Here is a 22,826-nt window from a genome sequence, read left to right on the forward strand (position 1 = left end):
GGATACGCAGGGGCGAGCGGACGCGTACGGGGCGGGCGCGTACGCGGCACGCGGCCGTCGTCAGACGGTGCCGAACCAGGTGGTGACGGCGGTGTCCAGCGACTTCCGCAGGTCCGCTTCCGGCATGTCCCGGTCCGCCGCCCAGGCGACGTAGCCGTCCGGGCGGACCAGCAGGCCGGCCAGCTCCGGTTCCTGGGCGCACTCCGCCCGGACGTGCTGGAGCCGTCCGGCCCAGGAGACGCCCGCGGCCCACTTCTCGTACACCTGGCCGATCTGCCGGCCGTCGGTCAGGTCGAGCAGCAGACCGGTGCCGCGCTTCAGGTACTTGGGGAGGGGCTTCGTGCCCTCCTCGGTGTTCAGTTCCAGGTCGCGGGCGAAGTCGCCGAGCAGCCGGTGCTCGGGGCCGTCGATCGCGTAGCGGACGGTGACGCCGCTGAGCATCTCGGCGAGGTACCGGTTCACCTGCTCCTTGCGCATGAGGTCGGTGAAGAGCTCGCGCAGCGGGGTGACGTACGGGTCCGGGTTCATCAGCGCGATCTGCGCACGGGTGTTGGCCAGCACCTTGCGGGCCGGTGCCTGGCGCTCGCGGTCGTAGCTGTCGAGCAGGCCCTCGGGAGCCCAGCCGTGCACGCTCGCGGCGAGCTTCCAGCCGAGGTTGAAGGCGTCCTGAAGGCCGAGGTTGACGCCCTGGCCACCGACGGGGAAGTGGGTGTGGGCGGCGTCGCCCGCGATCAGCAGCCTGCCCTCGCGGTAGCGGTCGGCCTGGCAGGCGGAGTCGGTGAAGACGGAGAGCCAGCGAGGCGAGTGCGCGCCGAGGTCGCTGCCCCAGATCTCGCGCAGGCTCGCGGTCAGTTCGTCCAGGGTGAGTTCCGCGCCCGGTTCCCGCTCGGCCTGGAAGTCGAACGTGGACACCCGGTGGTAGGTGTCGTCCAGCGGCACGCAGAACAGCAGGCCGCGTTCGGTGCGCTCCATGCCCATGGGGGCGTTCTCCCGGTCGGCGAGTATCACGTCGCCGAGGCGGGCGGTGACCCGGCCGCCGGTGCCGGGGAAGTCGATGCCGGCCTCCCCGCGGACCAGGCTGCGCCCGCCGTCGCAGCCGACGGCGTACCGGGCGCGCAGGGTGTAGGCGCCCTCGGGGCCGGTCACCTCGGCCTCGACGCCGTCGGCGTCCTGGCGTACGGCGGTGACCTCGTGCCCCCGTCGGATCTCGGTGCCGAACTCGGCGGCGCGCTCTTCCAGCAGCCGCTCGGTCCTGGTCTGCTCGCAGAGCAGGGCGTAGCCGTGCGCGCTGTCGAGGGTGGAGAAGTCGACCCACTCGTCGAGTCCGGCGAAGTGGCCGTTGTTCCAGGACCGGGCGCCCTCGCGGAACCGTTTGAGCAGGCCGCGCCGGTCGAGCGACTCGAGGGAGCGGGCGTGCAGGCCGAAGGCCTTGGAGTGCGGGGTGCGCTCGGGCAGCCGCTCGAGCACCACGGCCCGGACGCGGGAGATACGCAGTTCCGCGGCGAGCAGCATGCCGACGGGGCCGCCGCCGACGATGAGCACATCGAAGTCGAAGTCGAGGTCGTAGTCGATCTCGAAGTCGCGATCGGACGTCTCGGTGGACATGAGGAGTCCCCTTTCTCTTTTCTCGGGATCTATATGTTCGTCAACAGGTATATGCTTTAAGTCATGCAGTCGATTGAGAGCATACAGATGCTCGTCTGCCGTAATCAACTCGCTTAGAATGCGGACATGGAGACTTCGACTCAGCCCCCGCCGCGGGCAGCGGATCTGCTCGACGCCGTCGGCCCCGCCTTCTCGCGACTGCGGCGCGCTCAGGCGCTGAACGTCGAGAAGCAGGTGTCCCGCAAGGACATCACCAGAACCCTGGTCCTCAACATCGTCCAGGACGGCCCCGACGAGGAGGGCCAGGAGATCACCGTCGGCGTGGTGGGCGAACGCCTGGCCGTCGACCCCTCCGTGGCCAGCCGGATGGTCTCCGACTGCATCTCCGCCGGTTATCTGATCCGCGCGGCTTCACAGCGCGACGGCCGCCGTACGATCCTCCAGCTCACCCCGGAGGGCCACGAGACCCTCGCCCGCTTCCGCAGCCACCAGCGGGCGGCGTTCGAGCGCATCACCCAGGACTGGCCGGAGGAGGAGCGGCTGGAGTTCGCCCGACTGCTCATCAAGTACGTGGACTCGGTGGGCGAACTGCAACAGGACCCGGACTCGGCCTGACGGTGGGCTGTTTCCGCGGGAACAGGGCCCGCCCGACGGGCCGGCGGTTCCCGCAGCACCGGCCCGGAACCACCTGCCGCACGTCGCCCCCACGGAACAGCCCAGTGGCGGCCTGCCCCCACGGCATCCCGCGCGGGAACAGACCCGCTGACCGGCCGACACCCCGCGGGAACAGACCTGCCCGACCGACCGCCACCCCACGGAACAGCCCACGAACCCCCCGCGCTCCCCACCCGGATCCAGGGACAACGCCCCTGGCGGGGTCGAAGGGGCAGAGCCCCTGGGGATGGGACGGGTAGGGGCGGCGGGGGCGCAAACCACCCGCCCGGCCGACATCCCCGCACCCGCAGGCCCCCCGCCGCCCAGTCCCGCGGCGCATGCCGCCACGGGACCGGCCCACCCGCCTTCTCATTCCCGTCCGAGGACCTTCCGCAGTACCCCCGTCAGTGCCGCGGTCTCCTCGCCCTCGGGATCCGCGCCCGCCGACCGCCAGGCCACGAAACCGTCCGGCCGCACCAGCACGGCACCGTCGGGTCGCAGACCGCCGTAGCTCTCGGCCCAGCGGCCGTCCGGGTCCGCCAATGTGCCCGCCCCACCGCCCCCGCCCGACACCACCCGGCGCGCGGTGAGCTTCAGCCCCAGCTCGGCGGAGACCGCGACGGCGGCCGATATCCACTCCCCGCCCCGCTCCCCGACCAGCAGCACGAAGTCGCGCCCGAACAGGTCGAGCGTGGAGAGAGGTTCGCCGCCGCGCGCGAGCACCACGTGCGGCGCGCGGGTCCCCGGTGCGCCGCGCAGCGCCCGCGGATCGGAGGCGACCGGAAGGGCCGCGGCCCCGGGATCCTCGACGACCGCGGCGGAACGGTACGCCTGGCCCGTCGTCACCGTCACCGCGTCCGCCGCGGCGGCCTGCTGCTCCGGAGTCGCGCTGCCGGAACGCACCGCGAGCTGCAGGGACCCCTGCTCGGCCGTGTAGACCGCCACGGGCCGCCGCTCGGCGTCGTACGTCTCCACCAGCCCGGCCCCCGCGACACCGTCGACCACCAGCGCGAGCTTCCAGGCGAGGTTGTGGGCGTCGGCGATCCCGGTGTTGGCTCCGTAACCACCGGTCGGCGGAACGACATGGGCCGCGTCCCCGGCGAGCAGCACCCGCCCGTGGACGAAGCCCTCGGCGACCTGCTCCGCCATGTCCCAGGGGAAGCGGGAGCGGATCGTCACCGCGACCCCGGGCGCCCCGATGGCGGCACCCACCAGCTCGGCGCAGCGGGCGTCGGTGAAGTCCTCGAGGCTCTCGCCGTCCTCGGGGCGGTACCCCACGATCAGCGTGCCCCCGGTCAGCGTGTCGTCGTGTACGAGGATCCCCGTGACCTGGGGGTTCTTCACATGGACGACGCTGTAGCGGCGCTCCCCCAGCACCGGCCGCAGATCCGCTGCGAACGCGATGCTCACATGGCGGGACAGGATCCCGCGCCCCTGCCGGGGAACCTTCAGCGCCTCCCGCACCCTGCTGCGCGGCCCGTCACAGGCCACCAGGTAGGAGCTGCGGAAGGTGCTGGTGCCACCGGCGCCGTCGCCCAGGACCGCCGTGACCCCGTCCGGGTCCTCCGCGAGGGACAGCAGCTCCGTACCGAACCTGAGGTCGGCGCCGAGTTCCACGGCGCGGTCCCGCAGCAGCGGCTCCAGCCGGTCCTGAGGAAGCAGGAGCAGCCGGGACGGGGTGAGGTCCGCCAGTTCGTCGTCGCCCTCCAGCTCCTCCTTGCTGAACAGCACGTCACCCGCCAGGGAGGTCACCCCGGCCCGGGTGCGGTGCGTCGCGAAACCCGCGGCCTCCCGCACGGCGGCATCCTCGACCCCGGCCTGACGCAGCAGTTCCCCGGTCCGGGGGTAGTAGCCGACGGCCCTGGGGTGGATGGAGGTGCCGGGATGCCGCTCCACCAGGGTGCAGCGGACCCCGTGGTGGGCCAGGAACACGGCGGCGGACAGACCGACCAAGCTGCCGCCGACGATCAGTACGGGTGCGCTGTCGGAATGGGAAGTCATCGCGGAGTCCCTCTCTCGGTTCTCGACTCTCGGCTCTCGGTACGGACGTCGGACCTGCTCACGGGGTCGGCAGCCCTGCCCGGCCGAGCGCCAGGTAGTCGACGACCTCCCAGTGCTCCGCCACCTTCCCCTGCTCGATCCGGAACTGGTCGCAGGTACGCATCTCGAGGGGCAGACCGGAGGGGCCGCCGCCGCTCCAGGCCCCGGTGAGCGTCCCGGTCCAGGTCACGAAGACCATCACCCGGTCGTCGGCGGCGACGATGTGGTCCACGGTGGTGACCAGGTCGGGGAAGGCCGCGATGTTGTCCGCGAAGAACGCCTTGAAGGCGTCGAGCCCGTCCGGCACGGCGTCGGTGCGCATGTTGTGGTGCCGGTAGTCCTGGTGGTAGTACCGCTCGGCGAGGTCCAGCCGGTGTTCGCTGAAGACGTCGCGGTAGGCGCCGAGCACCAGCTCCGCGTTGGCCCGCTCGGTGTCGCTGTGCGGTCCGTGCAACCCGGGAGCGGCCGGCTGACCGCTCTGTTCCGGCCCGCTGTCCACGCCGTGCGCGGCGAGCACGTCCCGGTCGACCACGTTCCAGTGCTCGGCGACCCTGCCGCCCCGCAGGCGGTACAGCTCGGCGGTGTGCAGCCTGAACTCGGCTCCCGCACGGGTGCGCCCCGTCCACGTGGCGAACAGCATCACCCGGTCGTTGTCGGCCACCAGGTGGTCGATCTCCGCACTCAGCCCCGGGAACTCACCGTCCGGCGTCTTCCAGTCCATCGGGTCGTGCTCGGTGAAGTCGGCGTGGAAGAAACGGCCGGCCTCCTCGAAGCGGTGCTCGCGGTAGAGCGTGCCGTACAGCTCGCGGACCAGCTCGGCGTTGCGCGTGCGCTGCCCGGCGGGGCTCACAGTGGTCATGGGTTCCTCTCGGATCGGCTCGGGTCGGCTCGGGTCGGCTCGGGTCGGCTCGGATCGGTGGGGGGCGGCCCGCCGGGCGTTCAGGCAGCCTTGAGCGCGTACGTCGACCAGTGGGAGTCGGCCTCGAAGCCGAGCTTCCTGTTGAGCGCGACGACGGCGGTGTTGGCGGTGTCGTTGAAGACCTGGACCAGAGCGAGGCGGCCGTTCTCCCGGGCCGCCCTCAGCAGCAGTTCGGCCTTCAGCCAGGTGGCCAGGCCCCGACGCCGGTGCTGCGGAAGCACCAGCGTCTCGCCGGCGTCCGCCATCGGGCTGTCCCGCACGAACAGGGTGCTGTAGGCGACGATCTCGCTGCCGTGCTCGGGCAGGGCCGCCACCACGTAGGGGCGGTGTCCGGCCCGTTCCGCCTCGGCCTCCCGCGCCCGTACGTCGGCGGCCGACGGACGGCGTACCCGGGCCTGGCCGTTGACCCGCTCCTCCAGACCGCTCCAGGCCCGCGCGTAGGACTCGACGAGGTCGTCGGGGCAGGGCCCGTTCCACGACACGAGCCGGTACCCCGGCACCGGCCGGGCGACCGCGGCCTCCAGCACGGCACGGGCGGGTCCGGCCGGCCGCAGCCGGTTGCGCACGCTCTCGCCGATGAGGTCCGCACCGAGCTCCGCCGCGAAGCGCTCACCGGCCGCCGCCCTCGGAGCGTCGGCCAGCAACAGCTCCCGCCCCCGCTCCCGCAGGGCCGCCAGCCCCGCGACCGCCAGCGCCCGCCCCGCGCCACGGCGCCGGAAGGCGGGAAACACCCACAGCGAACCGTGCCCGGGGCCGGCCGGATCACCAAGGTCGAGGCCGAGCTTCAGCACTCCGGCCGGGGTGTCGCCGTCGTATGCGACGAGGACCAGCCGCTCCGTACCATGGCGGCGCTGAAACAGCCGCGCGAGCAGCGCCTCCGTCACCGGTGGATCGGCGGGCAGTTCCAGACTCATGGTCTCCCGGAAGCCGGGGAGCAGGGCGGCGATGGTCGCCGGGGCGTCGCCGTCGAGGCTGCGAATCTTCATGGCCCACACTGTGTGCCCCCGCTCTCGAAGCGCCGTCGAGGAGAACTCGACAGCGCACGAGCGCGGGGGCGGGGCGGGCCGGTTGGGCTCACTCGTCGTGCAGGGTGATGGCCTGCACCGGGCAGGCCCGGGCCGCCTCCTCCACCCCGGGGTCACCGATCTGTTCGGCCCCGCCCGGCAGCAGCTGCCCCACGCCGTCCTCGTCCTGGGTGAACACCTCGGGAGCCGTCATGGCGCACATGGCGGCACCGATGCACCGGTCCGTCGCGACCCTGATGCCCATACCTGATCCCCCACTCACCATTCGACGGGAAGTTCGGCGACGCCCTGCGGCACGTACGGGGCGTTCAAGGGCAGTTGGTCGGAGCGGAGCGGAACCCGCAGGCCCGGGATGCGCCGGAAGAGGGCAGCGTGACCTTGGTGAGGGGACCGCGCTCGCACAACTCCTCGTAGCCGACGGGCATCTGGTAGGGGCAGGCCCGGGTCATCGGACAGGCCGGCGCCTCGGTCCCTGCGGCCGGCCTGGCGGTCTGCGTCATGGTGTGCCTCCTGGGTCGGTTCCCGGCACAGGCCATTGAGCCCCGCCGCGATCGAGGGCCCTTGGAAGATCCCTGGAGGCGACGGGGCTCGGTGCGGCGTAACGGCGGGGCCGCGTTCAGGCTCCGCCCGTCACCCGCAGCGTCTCGCCATTGGTGTTGCCGTTGGCGGCCGAGCCGAGGAAGACGACGGCTCGGGCCACGTCCTCCGGCTCGGACATCCGGCCCGACGGCAGGCTCTTGCCCTTCTCCTCCAGGAATCCGGGCGGCACATGCGCCCGCACCGTCTCGGTGCTGGTCTGCCCCGGCACCACCATGTTGACCAGGATCCCGTCGGGCCCCAGCTCCCAGGCCAGGCTCCGCATCAGCCCGAACAGCGCGGACTTGCCCGCGCCGTACGCTCCCGCGCCCGCCTTCCCCGCGTCCGCCAGGCCCGCGCCGAGCAGCACGACCCGGCCCCACGGGCGGCCGCGCATCCACGGCAGCGCCGCCTGCAGTGTGTGGAACACGGCCTCGACGGAGTTCCGCAGCACCTCCTGCCACTGCTTCGCCGGCACGTCCTCGAAGCGCGGCACCGGCCGGCCGGGGCGCGGAATCGCCTCGCTCCAGACCACCGCGTTGGCCACCAGCACGTCGATGCCGCCCCACTCCTCGGCGACCCGGCCCACAGCGTCCCGTATGCACTGCTCGTCGGCCAGGTCGTAGCGCACCACCAGCGAGGTGCCGCCCGCCTCGGTCACCAGCCGTGCCGTCTCCCGGGCACCGTCCTCGTTCGAGTGGTACGTGATCGCGACCCTGGCCCTCTCCTCGCCGTACGCCACGGCCGTCGCCCGGCCGATGCCCGAGGAGGCGCCGGTGACCAGCACCACCTTGTTCCGCAGATCCGTCCTCATGACTCCACCTCGGTGGTCGGGGCGCTGTGGCCGATGCTCTGGGCGTGCCGGAAGAAGTCCTCCGGGTCGTAGGCCCGCTTCACCTCGCGCAGCCGGGCTCGGTTCTCGCCGAAGTACTCCGTCTCCCAGTGCTCGCTCACCCGGGAACTGGGAAAGTTGATGTACGAGCCGCAGGCGAGCGGTGCGAGAGCCACCGCCGCCCGGTCGGCCAGGGCGGTCAGCCGCGCCGGGGCCGCCGGGTCCGTGGCCGCGTCACGGCAGGCGAACTGATAGCCGATCAGGAACCGTGCGTCCCGGTGGGCGTAGGCGGTCGCGGTCCGCGGCACCCGGTTCGCCGCGCCGCCCAGCGCGATGCACAGCAGGTAGCGCTCCTGGCCCACCGCGTCCAGCGCGGGATCCCAGGCGTCGAGCAGCGCCGCCGACTCGGCCCGGGTCGCCGCCCGGCCGGTGAGCCGGTAGCTCTGCCGGGTGTACGGATGCCGGTGCCCCTCGGCTTCGGGGCCGGTACCGGTGCGATGGCACTGGGCCACGGTCTTCGAGCCGCACAGCGCCTCGTGCATCACCTCGGCGTACCCGCCCCGCGGGCCGACGGTCCTGCTCAGCGGTTTGCTCCCGGCCCGCTCCGCCAGCTCGTCCAGGGCGGCCCGCACCTCCTCGGCCGTTCCCAGGTGCACACCCCAGACCCGGACCACGGGGCGCCCGCCGGGCCCGAACATGCCCGGCAGCACCACCAGCGAGGTGCCGAGCTCGTCGGGACCCTCGACGGCCCACTCCTGCCAGGCCGTCAGCACCTCCACCGCGTCCTCGTACGCCCAGAGCGTCTCGAAGCCGGTCATCTCCGCCGCGTCGACCGGGCTCACCTCGAACTCCGTGACGACCCCGAAGGTGCCCCCTCCGCCGCCGCGCAGCGCCCAGTGAAGATCGGGTTCCTCGGTGGCCGAGCAGCGCACGGTCCGGCCGTCCGCGAGCACCACGCGCGCCGCGGTGACCCGGTCGCTGCCCAGCCCGAACTTCCTCGTCTGCCAGCCGATTCCGCCGCCGGTCAGAAACCCGCCCGCGCTGACCGTGGGAAACGTGCCGGTGACGATCTGCCGGTGCCGGGACCGCAGGGCGTCCAGCGCGTCCAGTGACAGGGCGCCCGCCCCGAGACGCACCACGGACCCCTCGGCCACGGCGTGGTCCATCCGGGACAGGTCGACGACCAGCCCCTCGCCGGTCGACCAGCCGTTGAAGCTGTGGCCGCCGCCCCGGATGTGCAGGCGCAGCCCCTGCTCCCGGGCGTGGCGCACGCAGAGCGCGATGTCCCGCTCGGAGGCGCAGTACGCGACGGCGTGCGGCTCGATCGTGTCGTACTCGGTGTTCTGCAACTGTCTGGCCAGGGCGAAGCCCGTGTCGTCCGGCAGGACCAGTTCGCCGCCGATCCGGTCCCGCAGCGCCGCCGCCCGCATCAGTCGTCGATGCCGAACTTGCCGGCGGTCACCTTGGAGCCCGCGTGGCCGCGCAACTTGGTGCCCTGCGGGTCGAAGAACTCGGCGCCGCCGGTGCCCTGCCACTCGGTGTCCGAGACGAACTCGCCCGACACCCGGACATGGGCCTCGCCGACATGCTTGCCCTCGGGGTCGGCGGCCAGGATATGGAAGCCGTACTCGAAGGTGTCGGGGCCGGTGGAACGCCAGGTGCCGAGGCCGATGTTCTTCGTGTTCAGCTGGGTGGAGACGACCGTGCCGTCCGCCGAGAAGGACACGAGTCCGGGGACGGCCTTTCCGTCGTCGTCCAGCTGCGTGGTCCAGGTGCCGACCAGACGTGCGTCGCTCATCACAGTTCTCCTCGGGAGGTGGGATGTTGCGGCCAGGCTTCCGGCCTGCCCTGGAGACGCGCTCGAGACGTCCTGTAGGTGGGCGGCTCGACCTCCGAAGGGCGATGGACGGGCCCCGACTCCGGATGCCAGAGGGCGGCCACATGCATGGAGCCGAGCGCGACCAGGGCCCTGTACGACGGGCGCAGGCCGTAACGCACCAGCCCCCGCCACAGGGCGCCGAGGACGGTGCCGCCGTCCTGGACGACGATCTTGTCGGGGTGCCCCTCGGGCAGGAACTCGGGATTGAACGGACGAAGCGACACGATGCTCCTTGGCTTCCTTGGGTTCCTTGGGTTCGCTGGTATGAGAGGCCTGCGTCCTCGGGGCGGGTCAGGCCGCGCAGACGGCCATCTCCAGGCCGCCGTCGATGGGAAGGGGCAGCGAGACATAGCCGCTGCCGGGAACCCGGACGTGGGTCAGGAACTCCGCGCCCCGCGCCGGAACGTCACGGACGCCGTACGCCACCACCACAGCTCCCGGCAGCATCCTGGGCTCCACCAGCCTCAGCAGCGTCAGGAAGGACTCCGGCGGACCACCGAGCAGCAGCAGGTCGACCGGCCCGGGGACGGTCGGCAGCAACCGTTCCGGACTGCCCACCCGCACCTGCGCGTACCGCCCGAGCCCGGCCTTCTCGACCGCCGCGGCGGCCACCTCGGCGCGTACGGTGTCCGGCTCGCAGCACATGACCCGGCCACGCCCGTTCTCCCTCAGGGCCGCGGCGATCCGGACCGTGGACGACTCGTCCGGACAGCCGGCCTGGAGCACGTTGAGCGGTCCGGCCGCCAGCACCAGCTGCCGGAGCAGGGTGGCGGTGGCGGCTTCACGGTGAGGCACGGCGAAGGATTCGGTGGAAGGTTCGGCGGAACATACGGCATCGGGCATGCGGAACTCCCCGTCACGAGTTTCGAGACATTCCAGATCTCCCGGCCGAGCGTTACAGACCCCACCGCGACGAGCGACGGCCCTGGACGACTCCCCGAGCGAGCCTCCAGCCGCCCTCCAGCCCTAGTACTCCAGCAGGGCCCTGTCGTCGCACCCTGCTCGTTTTCAGGGCACCGCGCATCCTCTGATACGCTGCTCCAGCGACGTCACCCCAGCTGACGAGCCCCTCCGCACTCACCAGTGAGAGCGGCGGAAACTCGGTGGGGACACGCGAAACCTTGTGCGACACTGGGTTCACCGGTTCGCACAACAGCAAGGTCCTGTGGAGCAGTTTGGAGTGCTCGCCACCCTGTCAAGGTGGAGGCCGCGGGTTCAAATCCCGTCAGGACCGCCAAGGCTTCTCACGAAGCCTTGTGGCTGGGTAGCTCAGTTGGTACGAGCGTCCGCCTGAAAAGCGGAAGGTCGCCGGTTCGACCCCGGCCCCAGCCACAGCCGCCCCACCAGGGCAATCGGCCCCGTCGAAGATCTTCGACGGGGCCGATTTCATGCCGCGGGGCGTCCGCGGCGCAGGAGCCCCGGCTCCCACCCCGGAGCCGAGGGCCCCGGACGTGAGGCGCCGGAGACAAAAGCGTTCGCCACGAATTTCGCCGGGATGAGATCCTGGACCGCGTATGTCTACGCACCCCACCCCCGGCGCCCCCGCTCCGGGCACCCCCGCCCTCGCTGACCTCGCCCCCCGCCTGACCGAGCTGTCCCTGCGCGATGCGCACCGGCTCGGGCGCAGGCTCGAAGGCGCGCGCAAGATCCGTAAGCCCGAGGCACGTGCCGCCGTGCTCGCCGAGATCGAGGCGGAGGTCGCGAAGGCCGAGGTGCGGATGGGCGAGCGGCGTGCCCGGGTGCCCGCCGTCAGCTACCCCGAGCAGCTGCCCGTCAGCCAGAAGAAGGACGACATCGCGGCGGCCATCCGTGATCACCAGGTCGTCATCGTCGCAGGTGAGACCGGGTCCGGGAAGACGACCCAGATCCCCAAGATCTGTCTCGAGCTGGGCCGCGGGGTCCGCGGCATGATCGGGCACACCCAGCCCCGTCGTATCGCCGCCCGTACCGTCGCCGAGCGCGTCGCCGAGGAGCTCGACACCCCCCTCGGCGAATCCGTCGGCTGGAAGGTGCGGTTCACCGATCAGGTGAATCCGGACGCCACCTTCATCAAGCTGATGACCGACGGCATCCTGCTCGCCGAGATCCAGACCGACCGCGAGCTGCGCGCCTACGACACGATCATCATCGACGAGGCCCACGAGCGGTCCCTGAACATCGACTTCCTGCTCGGCTACCTCGCCCAGCTGTTGCCCAAGCGGCCGGACCTCAAGGTCGTCATCACCTCCGCGACCATCGACCCCGAGCGTTTCTCCCGGCATTTCGGCGACGCGCCGATCGTCGAGGTCAGCGGGCGTACGTATCCCGTGGAGGTGCGCTATCGGCCTCTCCTGGAGGAGGACGGCGACGACTCCGACCGGGACCAGATCACCGCCATCTGCGATGCCGTCGAGGAGCTCCAGGGCGAGGGCAAGGGCGACATCCTCGTCTTTCTCTCCGGGGAGCGGGAGATCCGGGACACGGCGGATGCGCTGGAGAAGAAGAGGTATCGGTTCACTGAGGTGCTTCCGCTGTACGCCCGGCTGTCCCATGCCGAGCAGCACCGCGTCTTCCAGCCGCACACCGGCCGCAGGATCGTTCTGGCCACCAACGTCGCCGAGACCTCGCTCACCGTCCCGGGGATCAAGTACGTCATCGACCCCGGCTTCGCCCGGATCAGCCGGTACAGCCACCGCACGAAGGTGCAGCGGCTGCCCATCGAGCCGATCTCCCAGGCCAGCGCCAACCAGCGCAAGGGCCGCTGCGGACGGACCAGCGACGGTGTCTGCATCCGGCTGTACAGCGAGGACGACTTCAACGCCCGGCCGGAGTTCACCGACGCGGAGATCCTCCGTACGAACCTCGCCTCCGTCATCCTGCAGATGACCGCCGCCGGCCTCGGCGACATCGAGAAGTTCCCGTTCATCGACCCGCCGGACCACCGCAACATCCGCGACGGTGTCCAGCTCCTCCAGGAGCTCGGCGCGCTGGACCCGGCGCAGAAGGACGTACGCAAGCGACTCACGGACACCGGCCGCAAGCTGGCGCAGCTTCCCGTCGACCCCCGTCTGGCCCGTATGGTCCTGGAGGCCGACAAGAACGGCTGTGTCCGTGAGGTCATGGTCATAGCGGCCGCGCTGTCCATCCAGGACCCGCGCGAACGCCCCGCCGACAAGCAGACCCAGGCCGACCAGCAGCACGCCCGCTTCAAGGACGAGTCGAGCGACTTCCTCGCCTACCTCAACCTCTGGCGCTACATCCGCGAGCAGCAGAAGGAACGCGGCTCGTCGTCCTTCCGGCGCATGTGCAAGCAGGAGTACCTCAACTTCCTGCGCATCCGCGAATGGCAGGACATCTACACGCAGCTCAGGACCGTCGCCAAGCAGATGGGCATCCACCTCAACGAGGAGGACGCCGCCGACCAGAGCGTCCACGTCTCCCTCCTCGCCGGTCTGCTCTCGCACATCGGCATGAAGGACGTCAAGGACGGCAACAAGAACGAGTATCTGGGCGCGCGGAACGCCAAGTTCGCGATCTTCCCGGGCTCCGCCCTCTTCAAGAAGCAGCCGCGCTTCGTGATGTCCGCCGAGTTGGTGGAGACCTCCCGCCTCTGGGCCCGCGTCAACGCCAAGATCGAGCCCGAGTGGGTCGAACCGCTCGCCGAGCACCTGATCAAGCGGACATACAGCGAACCGCACTGGGAGAAGGACCAGGCGGCGGTGATGGCGTACGAGAAGGTGACGCTGTACGGCGTCCCGATCATCGCCCAGCGCAAGGTCAACTACGGCCGGATCGACCCGGAGACCTCCCGCGAGCTTTTCATTCGCAACGCCCTGGTCGAGGGCGACTGGCGCACGCACCACAAGTTCTTCGCCGACAACCGCAGACTCCTCAGCGAGGTCGAGGAGTTGGAGCACCGCGCCCGGCGCCGGGACATCGTGGTCGACGACGACACGCTCTTCGACTTCTACGACCAGCGGGTCCCCGAACACGTCGTCTCCGGCGCCCACTTCGACTCCTGGTGGAAGCACAAACGGCACGAGCAGCCCGACTTCCTCGACTTCGAGCGGGAGATGCTCATCCGCGAGTCGGCGGAGGCCGTCACCAAGGACGACTATCCCGACACCTGGCGGCAGGGCCCGCTGAAGTTCCGTGTCACCTACCAGTTCGAGCCGGGCGCGGACGCCGACGGTGTGACCGTCCACATCCCGCTCCAGGTTCTCAACCAGGTCACGGACGAGGGCTTCGACTGGCAGATCCCGGGCCTGAGGGAAGAGGTCGTCACCGAGCTCATCCGCTCCCTCCCCAAGCCGATCCGCCGCCACTACGTGCCCGCGCCGAACTTCGCGAAACGGTTCCTGGACACGGCGGTGCCGTTGCAGGAGCCGCTGACCACGACCATGGCCCGCGAGCTCAAGCGCATGGTCGGAGTCCCCTTCACCGCCGACGACTTCGACTGGTCGAAGGTCCCCGACCACCTGCGCATCACCTTCCGGATCGTCGACGAGCGGCGCCGCAAGCTGGCCGAGGACAAGGATCTGGAGGCGCTGAAGCTCAGGCTGAAGCCGAAGGCGCGGCAGGCCCTGTCGCAGGCGGCGGCCGCGACGGCCGAACGCCAGGGCGGTGAGTCCCTGGAGCGCGAGGGCCTGACCGACTGGACGATCGGCGCCCTGACCCGTGTCTTCGAGACCCGCCGCGCCGGCCAGCCGGTCAAGGCGTACCCGGCACTGGTCGACGACGGACCGACGACAAACACCGTCTCCGTACGCCTCTTCGACACGGAGGCCGAACAGCAGCAGGCGATGTGGAAGGGCACGCGGCGGCTCATCCTGCGCAACATCCCGGTCAATCCGGCGAAGTTCGCGTCCGACAAGCTGACGAACCCCCAGAAGCTGGCCCTGTCCGCGAATCCGCACGGCTCCGTCCAGGCCCTGTTCGACGACTGCGCGATGGCCGCGGCGGACAAGCTGATCGGGGACTTCGGAGGGCCGGCGTGGGACGAGGAGTCCTACCGGAAGCTGTACGACAAGGTCCGCGCCGAGATCGTCGACACGACGGTCCGTGCGGTGGGGCAGGTGCAGCAGGTGCTGGCGGCCTGGCAGGCCTGTGAGCGCCGCCTGAAGGCCGTACGGAGCCCCGCGCTGCTGCCGAACCTCCAGGACGTACGGGGGCAGCTGGACGCCCTCGTGAAGCCGGGCTTCGTGACGGAGGCGGGCCTACGGCGTCTCCCCGACCTGATGCGCTACCTGGTCGCCGCGGACCGGCGCCTCCAGCAGATGCCGACGAACGTCCAGCGGGACACCACGCGCATGGGCAAGGTCCACGAGATGCAGGACGAGTACGCGTGGCTCCTGGAGCAGATGCCGCGGGGCCGCCCGATCCCGTCCTCGGTCCTGGACATCCGCTGGATGATCGAGGAGCTCCGGGTCAGCTATTTCGCCCACGCGCTCGGTACGGCGTACCCGGTCTCCGACAAGCGGATCGTGAAGGCGATCGACGCGGCGGTGCCGTAACGGCGCCTGTACGGTGGGTGAGTTCGACCGGGGACTCACCCTCCTGTACAGTCTCTTCTCGCAGCACAGCGCAACACCAAGTGCCGCGAAACCTGGTCCTGTGGAGCAGTTTGGAGTGCTCGCCACCCTGTCAAGGTGGAGGCCGCGGGTTCAAATCCCGTCAGGACCGCAGTGAACGAAAGAGGGCCGCATCCCGCACCGGGACGCGGCCCTCTTTCGTGCCCGCACACACGCCCAGACCGCTCGCCACCCTGTCAAGGTGGAGGCCGCGCCCGCGGCGCAGCCGCAATCGGGTACAGCAAATCCCGTCAGGACCGCAGTAGAGAAAGACAGAGAGAGCCCGGGGCTTCGGACCCGGGCTCTCTGCATGTCCGGCGGAGCCACTCGCCATCTTGACGCCGTCACATTCGCTCGGTACCCAGAAACCAGGGCCCCGCTTCCCGCGTGGCCCCCCTGGAGGTGGCGTATGGCGGCATCGGCTAGGCACGAAACGCGGGCGTTGCTTCGCGCGCATCTGTCGGCCGCTACCTCGTACCGCCATCTGACGCGCCACTGCCCCATCTGCCACCGTCTGCTGCGGCTGGCGATGGACTCCGCTGCACGGCCCGCACAGCTCCCGGAACAGAGCGTCGAGGACGAGGCGCCCACCCGCGCGCCCTCCGGCACATGACGATCTCCATTAGCGCACGCGTGGCAGGGGCAACAAGGACTCTGGCATGTGACGGGTGTCACCGCATGAGTTTCTGAAATCGCGGTACTTACACCTCGCCTACAACTGGTCAATTTAATATGTGCAATTGCACCACTGCGCCGAGCGTGCCCACAGGAGATCCGACACGCCTCCCCAGACTCCGACAAGGCCGCTCACAGAGCCGCCCGGCCGACCACGTTCCGCGCACAAAAAAGATCGCGCTGGACCCGGCGGAGTCCAGCGCGATCGACGACGCACCCTTGGCACTTGCTTGGGAAGCCCCGAAGAGCTTGGGCGTGGGGCCTGTTGGGGCAGGACCCGCGTCGCTTGGAGCTAGGGCTTCGGACGTCTCGGCCGGTGGGGGCCTGCCGATATGCCCGAATATTCGGTTGTCAGGCCTCGCTGCGCTGTTGCGGGATGCCCGCGAGCAGAGCGCGGACCTCCGCCTCGCGATAGCGACGGTGCCCGCCGAGCGTGCGGATCGAAGTGAGCTTGCCGGCCTTCGCCCACCGCGTGACCGTCTTGGGGTCGACGCGGAACATCGTGGCGACCTCAGCCGGGGTCAGCAGCGGCTCGGCATCAGGGGTGCGAGCGGTCATGAGCGGCCTCCTCGGGAGAACCGAACCTTCTCGGTTCTTTCCTCTAAATTCTGCACCTTGACCCGCGTTGCCCGAAATGGCGGACGCGAGTCGAGTCGGTTATAGGACGAACGGCTTGTCCTCGGCACTACAACTACACCATCTGTCCAGCCGCGTCGGCCAAACCGATGGAATTGCCCCTCCAGGTGTTCATCAGCGACGGAAGCCGATGGACCATGCCATAGCGGACAGTCACGTCACTGTGACGATCAGTCACAGGACGATCAGGAGTCACCAGACCCCCCAAAGCGTGCAATGCGAGCGGAATCCTCCCCGGACTCCTTGTCCTATTTTGGCATGAGGAGGGGCAAGGGACGCAAGAGCCGCGTACGTGCGGTCCGTCACGCTTGCCGATACTTGACCCACACTTGAGGTGAACGCCCGGATCGGGACCTACGTCCCATGTTGACGAAACCTCAGGAACCTCAGAGCGAGGACGAAACCCCAAAACGGGCGTCACGTCAAACGTCAGTTCGCCGACCGCCGGTCCCGCACCGACCGCCACCGCTCCACGAGCCGCGCGTACGCCTCGCCCGCCGCGACGTCGTCACCGCGCCGCAGCGCGTCGATGCCCTCGGCCACATCGGCCGCCGAGTGATCGTCCTCCAGCTCGCCGGCCGGCAGCGTGTGCACCAGCCCGCCGTAGTCCAGCTCCACCAGCGAGCGCGGATGGAACTCCTCCAGCCAGCGCCCGACGTCCACCAGGCCGTCGATCAGCGGCCCCTCGTCGATGGCCTCCTTCAGGGCCCTCAGGCCCCGCGCCACCCGCCGCCGGGCCTGCACCATCGGCGTGCGGTAGCGCAACATCGGAGGGACGTCGCCGGAGCCCTTGTCGAACCGCCGCTCCTCGTCCGCGACCAGCACGAACCAGTTGAGCGGCACCTGCCAGGTCGCCGTACGGATCCACGGCCGGGCGTCCGGGTTGCGGGCCAGCCAGCGCTCGTAGTCCTGGGCGGCCTGCCGCCGTACGACCGGGGGCAGCACCGCGTCCAGGACGGGCGCCGGGAGCTCCTCGGCCAGCTCGCCGAGGGCCTGCCAGCCGCGCAGCCGGGTGCGCCACGGACAGACGCACAGCACCCCGTCGACCTCGAGCACGAAGGCGTCGCCGCTCTCGTGCACCGGCACCGGGATGGGCGGGGTGGGCAGCAGATCGGCCAGCGAGCGGCGCAGTTCGTCCTGGTACGACGGGCGGTCGGGGCGGCGGGCGTAGCGCGCCCAGTGGCTGCGCTCCGGCTCCGGGAAGGCGGCCAGCGGCTCGTACACGCGCAGATACGTCGCGTACGGAACGATCACCGAGGACACCTTGGGCACGCCTGCTCCCTCCCCCGCCGTCTGCCGGGAAAACCTGCGAAACCCGCACACGGGCGAGCGGGAAAACCATGCAAATCGTCGCACGGCCTTACTCCGGGTGGAGGTGATCCCCCGCGCCGCACGAGCTGCGGGCCCGCACAGGTCTAATCTCATGCTCACAGGCCCCGCCACCCATACGGGAGCTCGTGTCCAACCGCCGCTACTTACCAGGGAGTCACCACCGTGACCGACGTAACCGGCGCGTCCGCTGATGTCCTGCACACCCTGTTCCACTCGGATCAGGGGGGTCATGAGCAGGTCGTGCTCTGCCAGGACCGCGCGAGCGGTCTGAAGGCCGTCATCGCCATCCATTCCACCGCCCTGGGCCCCGCCCTCGGCGGCACCCGCTTCCACCCGTACGCGAGCGAGCAGGAGGCCCTCGCCGACGCGCTGAACCTCGCGCGCGGGATGTCGTACAAGAACGCCATGGCCGGCCTCGACCACGGCGGCGGCAAGGCCGTGATCATCGGCGACCCCGACCGGCACAAGAGCGAGGAGCTGCTCCTCGCCTACGGCCGGTTCGTCGCCTCGCTCGGTGGCCGGTACGTCACCGCGTGCGACGTCGGCACGTACGTCGCCGACATGGACGTCGTCGCGCGCGAGTGCCGCTGGACGACGGGCCGGTCGCCTCAGAACGGGGGCGCCGGGGACTCGTCCGTCCTCACCGCCTTCGGCGTCTACCAGGGCATGCGGGCCTGTGCCCAGCACCTGTGGGGCGACCCGTCGCTGCGCGATCGCAGGGTCGGCGTCGCGGGCGTCGGCAAGGTCGGTCACCTCCTGGTGGAGCACCTGCTGGACGAGGGTGCCGACGTCGTGATCACGGACGTGCGCGAGGAGGCCGTACGGCGGACCCTCGACCGTTACCCGGCGGGCGTGAGGGCCGTCGCGGACACTGACGCGCTGATCCGGGTGGACGGGCTCGAGATCTACGCCCCGTGCGCGCTGGGCGGGGCCCTCGACGACGACACCGTGCCGGTGCTGACCGCCAGGATCGTGTGCGGCGCGGCCAACAACCAGCTCGCCCACCCGGGCGTCGAGAAGGACCTCGCCGACCGCGGGATCCTCTACGCGCCGGACTACGTGGTGAACGCCGGCGGCGTCATCCAGGTCGCCGACGAGTTGCGCGGCTTCGACTTCGAGCGGTGCAAGGCGAAGGCGGCGAAGATCTTCGACACCACGCTGGCCATATTCGCACGTGCGAAAGCGGATGGGATCCCTCCGGCGGCCGCGGCCGACCGGATCGCCGAGCAGCGGATGGCGGAGGCCCGCAGGAGGCTGTGAGGCGGGTTCGGCCGGTACCCGTCGGTGGACGGTTGGAGAGAACTCTCACTTCTACCGGCGGGTCGACCGCCAATAAGTGGTTAAAATCGCGGTTGACCAGCGAGGACGGGGCGCCTCGAAGGTCCTGTGCACACGCGCGTGCTGCGGGCGACGTACCGTATGGGCGCGGGCTCAGGTACCGTGGAAGCCCTACGGACCGGTCTCTCCACGGAGAGCCCGTTCCGGATCATGAACGCGTGTCAAGACTCTGGGGCCGTCGAGCCCCGTCGTTGAGGGGGTCGAGCCATGGGGCGCGGCCGGGCCAAGGCCAAGCAGACGAAGGTCGCCCGCCAGCTGAAGTACAACAGCGGTGGGACTGACCTCTCACGCCTGGCTGAGGAGCTGGGCGCATCGACGTCGAATCAATCGCCGAACGGCGATCGTTTCGAGGACGATGAGCAGGACGACGACGACCTGTACTCGCGGTACGCCGACCTCTACGAGGACGACGACGACGAGGACGAGGATTCCTCACAGCAACGTCGCGGCGCTTGACCTTGTACTGAGCACTCACCCGGTCGGTGACTTCGGTCACCGACCGGGTTCTGTGCTGCCTGCAAGGATCAGGCGTAGTCACCGACCAGGGCGGCACCCGTGGGGTGCTCGCCCCTGTCCGTGATCTCGCCGGCGACCCACGCGTCGACGCCGCGGTCGGCCAGTGTGGCCAGGGCCACGTCCGTCGAATCCTGCGGCACGATCGCGATCATGCCGATGCCCATGTTCAGGGTCTTCTCCAGCTCCAGGCGTTCGACCTGACCCGTCCTGCCGACGAGGTCGAAGACCGGGGCCGGGGTCCAGGTGGAGCGGTCGACGGTCGCGTGCAGCTCGTCGGGGATGACGCGGGCCAGGTTGGCCGCGAGGCCTCCGCCGGTGACGTGCGAGAAGGCGTGCACGTCGGTGGTACGGATCAGGGCGAGGCAGTCCAGGGAGTAGATCTTGGTCGGCTCCAGGAGTTCCTCACCCAGCGTGCGGCCGAGCTCCTCGATCCGCGCGTCCAGGGCGAGCCCCGCCTGGTCCAGCAGGACGTGCCGGACGAGCGAGTACCCGTTCGAGTGAAGACCGGAGGCCGCCATGGCGATCACCGCGTCACCCTTACGGATGCGATCCGCGCCGAGCAGCCGGTCGGCCTCGACCACTCCGGTGCCGGCGCCGGCGACGTCGAAGTCGTCCGGGCCCAGCAGGCCGGGGTGCTCAGCCGTCTCGCCGCCGACCAGGGCGCAGCCGGCCAGGACGCAGCCTTCGGCGATGCCCTTGACGATGGCGGCGACGCGCTCGGGGTGGACCTTGCCGACGCAGATGTAGTCGGTCATGAACAGCGGCTCGGCGCCGCACACCACGATGTCGTCCATGACCATGGCGACCAGGTCGTGGCCGATGGTGTCGTAGACGCCGAGCCGGCGGGCGATGTCGACCTTGGTGCCGACGCCGTCGGTGGCGGAGGCGAGCAGCGGGCGCTCGAAGCGCTTGAGGGCCGAGGCGTCGAAGAGGCCGGCGAAGCCGCCGAGGCCGCCGAGGACCTCGGGGCGCTGCGTCTTCTTCACCCACTCCTTCATCAGCTCTACGGCGCGGTCGCCCGCTTCGATGTCGACACCTGCTGTTTTGTAAGACGCAGTCGCGTAGCTGGCACCAGTTGTCTCAGACATGGCTAATGAGAACCTTCGTGTCGTACAGCAGGTAGTGCGGGCTTCTACGGGCGGCGGATCGCGTCGGCCGCGGCCGTGGCGGCCGGGCCCGCGGCCAGCTCCGTCTCCAGGAGCTGCTTGCCGAGCAGCTCGGGGTCGGGGAGCTCCATCGGGTACTCGCCGTCGAAGCAGGCGCGGCAGAGGTTCGGCTTGGCGATGGTGGTCGCCTCGATCATGCCGTCGATGGAGATGTACGCCAGGGAGTCGGCGCCCAGGGAGGTGCCGATCTCGTCGATGGTCATGCCGTTGGCGATGAGCTCGGCGCGGGTGGCGAAGTCGATGCCGAAGAAGCAGGGCCACTTCACGGGCGGAGAGGAGATCCGGATGTGGACTTCCGCCGCCCCGGCCTCGCGGAGCATCCGCACCAGGGCCCGCTGGGTGTTGCCGCGCACGATCGAGTCGTCGACGACGACCAGGCGCTTGCCCTTGATGACTTCCTTGAGCGGGTTCAGCTTCAGACGGATGCCGAGCTGGCGGATCGTCTGGGAGGGCTGGATGAACGTACGGCCGACGTACGCGTTCTTCACCAGGCCCGCGCCGAAGGGGATGCCGGACGCCTCCGCGTAGCCGATGGCGGCGGGGGTGCCGGATTCCGGGGTCGCTATGACCAGGTCGGCCTCGGCGGGAGCCTCCTTGGCGAGGCGGCGGCCCATCTCGACGCGGGAGAGGTAGACGTTGCGGCCGGCGATGTCGGTGTCCGGGCGGGCCAGGTACACGTACTCGAAGACGCAGCCCTTGGGCTTCGCTTCCGCGAATCGAGACGTACGCAGACCGTTCTCGTCGATGGCGACGAACTCGCCCGGCTCGATCTCGCGGACGTAAGCGGCACCGCAGATGTCGAGGGCGGCGGACTCGGAGGCGACGACCCAGCCGCGCTCCAGGCGGCCCAGGACCAGCGGGCGGATGCCCTGCGGGTCGCGGGCGGCGTACAGGGTGTGCTCGTCCATGAAGACGAGGCTGAAGGCGCCGCGCACCTGGGGCAGGACCTGACCGGCCGCCTCCTCGATGGTCAGCGGCTTGCCGTCGTCGTCGACCTGGGCCGCGAGAAGCGCGGTGAGCAGGTCGGTGTCGTTGGTGGCCGCCACGCGCGGGGTGCGGCCGCCCTCCTGCTTGGGCAGGTCGGCGACCATCTCGGCGAGCTGGGCCGTGTTGACGAGGTTGCCGTTGTGGCCGAGCGCGATGGAGCCGTGCGCGGTGGCACGGAACGTCGGCTGGGCGTTCTCCCACACGGAGGCGCCGGTGGTCGAGTAGCGGGCGTGTCCGACCGCGATGTGACCCTGGAGCGAACCGAGCGAGGCCTCGTCGAAGACCTGGGAGACCAGGCCCATGTCCTTGAAGACGAGGATCTTGGAGCCGTTGCTCACCGCGATTCCCGCGGATTCCTGGCCCCGATGCTGGAGGGCGTAGAGCCCGAAGTAAGTGAGCTTGGCGACCTCTTCGCCCGGAGCCCAGACACCGAAGACGCCACACGCGTCCTGGGGGCCTTTCTCACCGGGGAGCAGATCATGACTGAGTCGACCGTCACCACGTGGCACGCCACCGAGTGTAGGCGAGATCGACCACTGGTCCGAATTGGGTAATGCTCCAGGATGATTCGCGCTAGTGGATCACTTGGCGGCGACGGCCCGCACGCTCGTTCCGTTCGTGCTGGTCAGCGTGAGATTGTCGGCGTCCACCTGGTAACTGATCTTGCCGTTGAAGAGGCTCAGCAGGGCCCGTTCGGTCTGCATGAGTGAGGTGTCGCACATCATTCGGGTGGTGGCGGGGCGGCCGACGGTGATATGTCCGTCGCGGACCGTGGCGCTGGCGTTGACGTGATTGCAGCCGAGCCGGCCCGCGACCTTGCCCGTCTTCTCGTCGAACTCGAGGTACGGCTTTCCCTGGGCGCGGTGGGTCGCGCCGTCGGCGGTGAAGCTGTCCACGCTCCAGTCGACGCCGGTGACGGGGCGCTGGACGCCGACCGAGCCGCTGCCGGGGTCACTGCCCGCCTTCTCGCTTCCGCAGGCCGCCACGAGCGGAACGATCGCGGCGGCGGCCGTCAGGATCATGCGCTGCTTTTGCCTGTACATGTCGTTTGGACGGGACGGGTGGGGTGATCGGTTCCCGTTACGACTCGCCGGTTC

21 protein-coding genes and 3 tRNA genes are annotated in these 22,826 nt (G+C 70.2%); 8 read left to right on the plus strand and 16 right to left on the minus strand.

Annotated elements, in window-relative coordinates; translation table 11 throughout:
* Positions 1-60 precede the first annotated feature (60 nt).
* Positions 61-1,605: an FAD-dependent monooxygenase gene (locus tag CLM62_RS06675; RefSeq protein ID WP_095748919.1), complete on the minus strand. Its 1,545-nt coding sequence runs from the start codon at positions 1,603-1,605 to the stop codon at positions 61-63.
* A 126-nt stretch (positions 1,606-1,731) separates the two neighbouring features.
* Here CLM62_RS06675 and CLM62_RS06680 point away from each other — a divergent pair, with 126 nt between their 5' ends.
* Positions 1,732-2,220 carry a MarR family winged helix-turn-helix transcriptional regulator gene (locus tag CLM62_RS06680; protein WP_095748920.1) on the plus strand — a complete coding sequence of 163 codons (489 nt, stop codon included), beginning with the start codon at positions 1,732-1,734 and terminating at the stop codon, positions 2,218-2,220.
* Between the two features lie 408 nt (positions 2,221-2,628).
* Here CLM62_RS06680 and CLM62_RS06685 read toward each other — a convergent pair whose 3' ends face one another.
* From CLM62_RS06685 to CLM62_RS06720, 10 genes are all read right to left on the minus strand, one after another.
* Positions 2,629-4,260, minus strand: coding sequence for an FAD-dependent oxidoreductase (locus CLM62_RS06685; protein ID WP_095748921.1), 1,632 nt, complete (start codon positions 4,258-4,260; stop codon positions 2,629-2,631).
* Positions 4,261-4,318: 58 nt separating this feature from the next.
* The gene (locus CLM62_RS06690) at positions 4,319-5,158 is read right to left on the minus strand and encodes an ester cyclase family protein (protein ID WP_095748922.1); all 840 of its coding nucleotides are present in this window, start codon (positions 5,156-5,158) and stop codon (positions 4,319-4,321) included.
* An 80-nt stretch (positions 5,159-5,238) separates the two neighbouring features.
* Complete coding sequence (locus tag CLM62_RS06695; protein ID WP_095748923.1) at positions 5,239-6,204, minus strand: GNAT family N-acetyltransferase; 966 nt, start codon at positions 6,202-6,204, stop codon at positions 5,239-5,241.
* Between the two features lie 88 nt (positions 6,205-6,292).
* On the minus strand, positions 6,293-6,487 hold the full coding sequence (locus CLM62_RS06700) for a ferredoxin (RefSeq protein ID WP_095748924.1): 195 nt from the start codon (positions 6,485-6,487) through the stop codon (positions 6,293-6,295).
* Positions 6,488-6,551: 64 nt separating this feature from the next.
* Entirely contained in the window at positions 6,552-6,743 is a 192-nt protein-coding gene (locus CLM62_RS06705; protein WP_095748925.1) for a hypothetical protein, read from the minus strand.
* A 116-nt stretch (positions 6,744-6,859) separates the two neighbouring features.
* Positions 6,860-7,633: an SDR family NAD(P)-dependent oxidoreductase gene (locus CLM62_RS06710; RefSeq protein WP_095748926.1), complete on the minus strand. Its 774-nt coding sequence runs from the start codon at positions 7,631-7,633 to the stop codon at positions 6,860-6,862.
* Positions 7,630-9,081 (minus strand): FAD-dependent oxidoreductase, encoded by a 1,452-nt coding sequence (locus CLM62_RS06715; RefSeq protein ID WP_179381978.1) that lies wholly within the window; start codon positions 9,079-9,081, stop codon positions 7,630-7,632. Before CLM62_RS06715 ends, CLM62_RS06710 begins: the two co-directional genes overlap by 4 nt.
* Positions 9,081-9,449: a hypothetical protein gene (locus CLM62_RS49820; protein ID WP_179381979.1), complete on the minus strand. Its 369-nt coding sequence runs from the start codon at positions 9,447-9,449 to the stop codon at positions 9,081-9,083. Before CLM62_RS49820 ends, CLM62_RS06715 begins: the two co-directional genes overlap by 1 nt.
* Complete coding sequence (locus CLM62_RS49825) at positions 9,449-9,754, minus strand: hypothetical protein (protein WP_179381980.1); 306 nt, start codon at positions 9,752-9,754, stop codon at positions 9,449-9,451. The genes CLM62_RS49820 and CLM62_RS49825 overlap by 1 nt, the downstream gene beginning before the upstream one ends.
* A gap of 67 nt (positions 9,755-9,821) precedes the next feature.
* Complete coding sequence (locus tag CLM62_RS06720) at positions 9,822-10,373, minus strand: class I SAM-dependent methyltransferase (protein WP_095748928.1); 552 nt, start codon at positions 10,371-10,373, stop codon at positions 9,822-9,824.
* A gap of 316 nt (positions 10,374-10,689) precedes the next feature.
* On the opposite strand from CLM62_RS06720, the gene CLM62_RS06725 reads away from it, so the two are divergent.
* From CLM62_RS06725 to CLM62_RS51140, 5 genes are all read left to right on the plus strand, one after another.
* Positions 10,690-10,767: transfer RNA gene (locus tag CLM62_RS06725), tRNA-Asp, on the plus strand.
* Between the two features lie 21 nt (positions 10,768-10,788).
* Positions 10,789-10,862: transfer RNA gene (locus tag CLM62_RS06730), tRNA-Phe, on the plus strand.
* 182 nt (positions 10,863-11,044) lie between these two features.
* Positions 11,045-15,022: an ATP-dependent RNA helicase HrpA gene (gene hrpA / locus CLM62_RS06735; RefSeq protein WP_095748929.1), complete on the plus strand. Its 3,978-nt coding sequence runs from the start codon at positions 11,045-11,047 to the stop codon at positions 15,020-15,022.
* Between the two features lie 94 nt (positions 15,023-15,116).
* A tRNA-Asp gene (locus CLM62_RS06740) sits at positions 15,117-15,191 on the plus strand.
* A 297-nt stretch (positions 15,192-15,488) separates the two neighbouring features.
* Positions 15,489-15,692: a DUF6274 family protein gene (locus tag CLM62_RS51140; protein ID WP_095748930.1), complete on the plus strand. Its 204-nt coding sequence runs from the start codon at positions 15,489-15,491 to the stop codon at positions 15,690-15,692.
* A gap of 413 nt (positions 15,693-16,105) precedes the next feature.
* Here the strand turns inward: CLM62_RS51140 and bldC are convergent, their stop codons facing one another.
* Positions 16,106-16,312, minus strand: a complete 207-nt coding sequence (gene bldC / locus CLM62_RS06750; protein WP_003949541.1) for a developmental transcriptional regulator BldC — start codon at positions 16,310-16,312, stop codon at positions 16,106-16,108.
* A 507-nt stretch (positions 16,313-16,819) separates the two neighbouring features.
* Positions 16,820-17,662, minus strand: a complete 843-nt coding sequence (locus CLM62_RS06755) for a hypothetical protein (protein WP_095748931.1) — start codon at positions 17,660-17,662, stop codon at positions 16,820-16,822.
* 222 nt (positions 17,663-17,884) lie between these two features.
* Here CLM62_RS06755 and CLM62_RS06760 point away from each other — a divergent pair, with 222 nt between their 5' ends.
* On the plus strand, positions 17,885-18,982 hold the full coding sequence (locus CLM62_RS06760) for a Glu/Leu/Phe/Val dehydrogenase dimerization domain-containing protein (protein WP_095748932.1): 1,098 nt from the start codon (positions 17,885-17,887) through the stop codon (positions 18,980-18,982).
* A 285-nt stretch (positions 18,983-19,267) separates the two neighbouring features.
* The gene (locus tag CLM62_RS06765) at positions 19,268-19,516 is read left to right on the plus strand and encodes a DUF3073 domain-containing protein (RefSeq protein ID WP_095748933.1); all 249 of its coding nucleotides are present in this window, start codon (positions 19,268-19,270) and stop codon (positions 19,514-19,516) included.
* Between the two features lie 68 nt (positions 19,517-19,584).
* On the opposite strand, the gene purM is transcribed toward CLM62_RS06765, so the two are convergent.
* The 3 genes from purM to CLM62_RS06780 form a co-directional block, all read right to left on the minus strand.
* A complete protein-coding gene (gene purM / locus CLM62_RS06770; RefSeq protein WP_095748934.1) occupies positions 19,585-20,664 on the minus strand; it encodes a phosphoribosylformylglycinamidine cyclo-ligase in 1,080 nt (359 codons plus the stop codon).
* A gap of 44 nt (positions 20,665-20,708) precedes the next feature.
* Positions 20,709-22,238, minus strand: a complete 1,530-nt coding sequence (purF, locus tag CLM62_RS06775) for an amidophosphoribosyltransferase (RefSeq protein WP_095748935.1) — start codon at positions 22,236-22,238, stop codon at positions 20,709-20,711.
* Positions 22,239-22,310: 72 nt separating this feature from the next.
* Positions 22,311-22,772 (minus strand): META domain-containing protein, encoded by a 462-nt coding sequence (locus CLM62_RS06780; protein WP_095748936.1) that lies wholly within the window; start codon positions 22,770-22,772, stop codon positions 22,311-22,313.
* Positions 22,773-22,826 lie beyond the last annotated feature (54 nt).

Source organism: Streptomyces sp. SA15 (genome assembly GCF_002291145.1).
GTDB lineage: Bacteria > Actinomycetota > Actinomycetes > Streptomycetales > Streptomycetaceae > Streptomyces.

What these genes read in the sequence shown, in the direction of transcription:
- CLM62_RS06690 (WP_095748922.1), bottom strand. Translation starts at nt 5,158, where the DNA reads ATGACCACTGTGAGCCCCGCCGGGCAGCGCACGCGCAACGCCGAGCTG.
- CLM62_RS06780 (WP_095748936.1), bottom strand. Translation starts at nt 22,772, where the DNA reads ATGTACAGGCAAAAGCAGCGCATGATCCTGACGGCCGCCGCCGCGATC.
- purM (WP_095748934.1), bottom strand. Translation starts at nt 20,664, where the DNA reads ATGTCTGAGACAACTGGTGCCAGCTACGCGACTGCGTCTTACAAAACA.
- hrpA (WP_095748929.1), top strand. Translation starts at nt 11,045, where the DNA reads ATGTCTACGCACCCCACCCCCGGCGCCCCCGCTCCGGGCACCCCCGCC.
- CLM62_RS06700 (WP_095748924.1), bottom strand. Translation starts at nt 6,487, where the DNA reads ATGGGCATCAGGGTCGCGACGGACCGGTGCATCGGTGCCGCCATGTGC.
- CLM62_RS49820 (WP_179381979.1), bottom strand. Translation starts at nt 9,449, where the DNA reads ATGAGCGACGCACGTCTGGTCGGCACCTGGACCACGCAGCTGGACGAC.
- CLM62_RS06680 (WP_095748920.1), top strand. Translation starts at nt 1,732, where the DNA reads ATGGAGACTTCGACTCAGCCCCCGCCGCGGGCAGCGGATCTGCTCGAC.
- CLM62_RS06720 (WP_095748928.1), bottom strand. Translation starts at nt 10,373, where the DNA reads ATGCCCGATGCCGTATGTTCCGCCGAACCTTCCACCGAATCCTTCGCC.
- CLM62_RS06685 (WP_095748921.1), bottom strand. Translation starts at nt 4,260, where the DNA reads ATGACTTCCCATTCCGACAGCGCACCCGTACTGATCGTCGGCGGCAGC.
- CLM62_RS06710 (WP_095748926.1), bottom strand. Translation starts at nt 7,633, where the DNA reads ATGAGGACGGATCTGCGGAACAAGGTGGTGCTGGTCACCGGCGCCTCC.
- CLM62_RS06715 (WP_179381978.1), bottom strand. Translation starts at nt 9,081, where the DNA reads ATGCGGGCGGCGGCGCTGCGGGACCGGATCGGCGGCGAACTGGTCCTG.
- CLM62_RS51140 (WP_095748930.1), top strand. Translation starts at nt 15,489, where the DNA reads ATGGCGGCATCGGCTAGGCACGAAACGCGGGCGTTGCTTCGCGCGCAT.
- CLM62_RS06695 (WP_095748923.1), bottom strand. Translation starts at nt 6,204, where the DNA reads ATGAAGATTCGCAGCCTCGACGGCGACGCCCCGGCGACCATCGCCGCC.
- CLM62_RS06765 (WP_095748933.1), top strand. Translation starts at nt 19,268, where the DNA reads ATGGGGCGCGGCCGGGCCAAGGCCAAGCAGACGAAGGTCGCCCGCCAG.
- CLM62_RS06705 (WP_095748925.1), bottom strand. Translation starts at nt 6,743, where the DNA reads ATGACGCAGACCGCCAGGCCGGCCGCAGGGACCGAGGCGCCGGCCTGT.
- bldC (WP_003949541.1), bottom strand. Translation starts at nt 16,312, where the DNA reads ATGACCGCTCGCACCCCTGATGCCGAGCCGCTGCTGACCCCGGCTGAG.
- CLM62_RS06675 (WP_095748919.1), bottom strand. Translation starts at nt 1,605, where the DNA reads ATGTCCACCGAGACGTCCGATCGCGACTTCGAGATCGACTACGACCTC.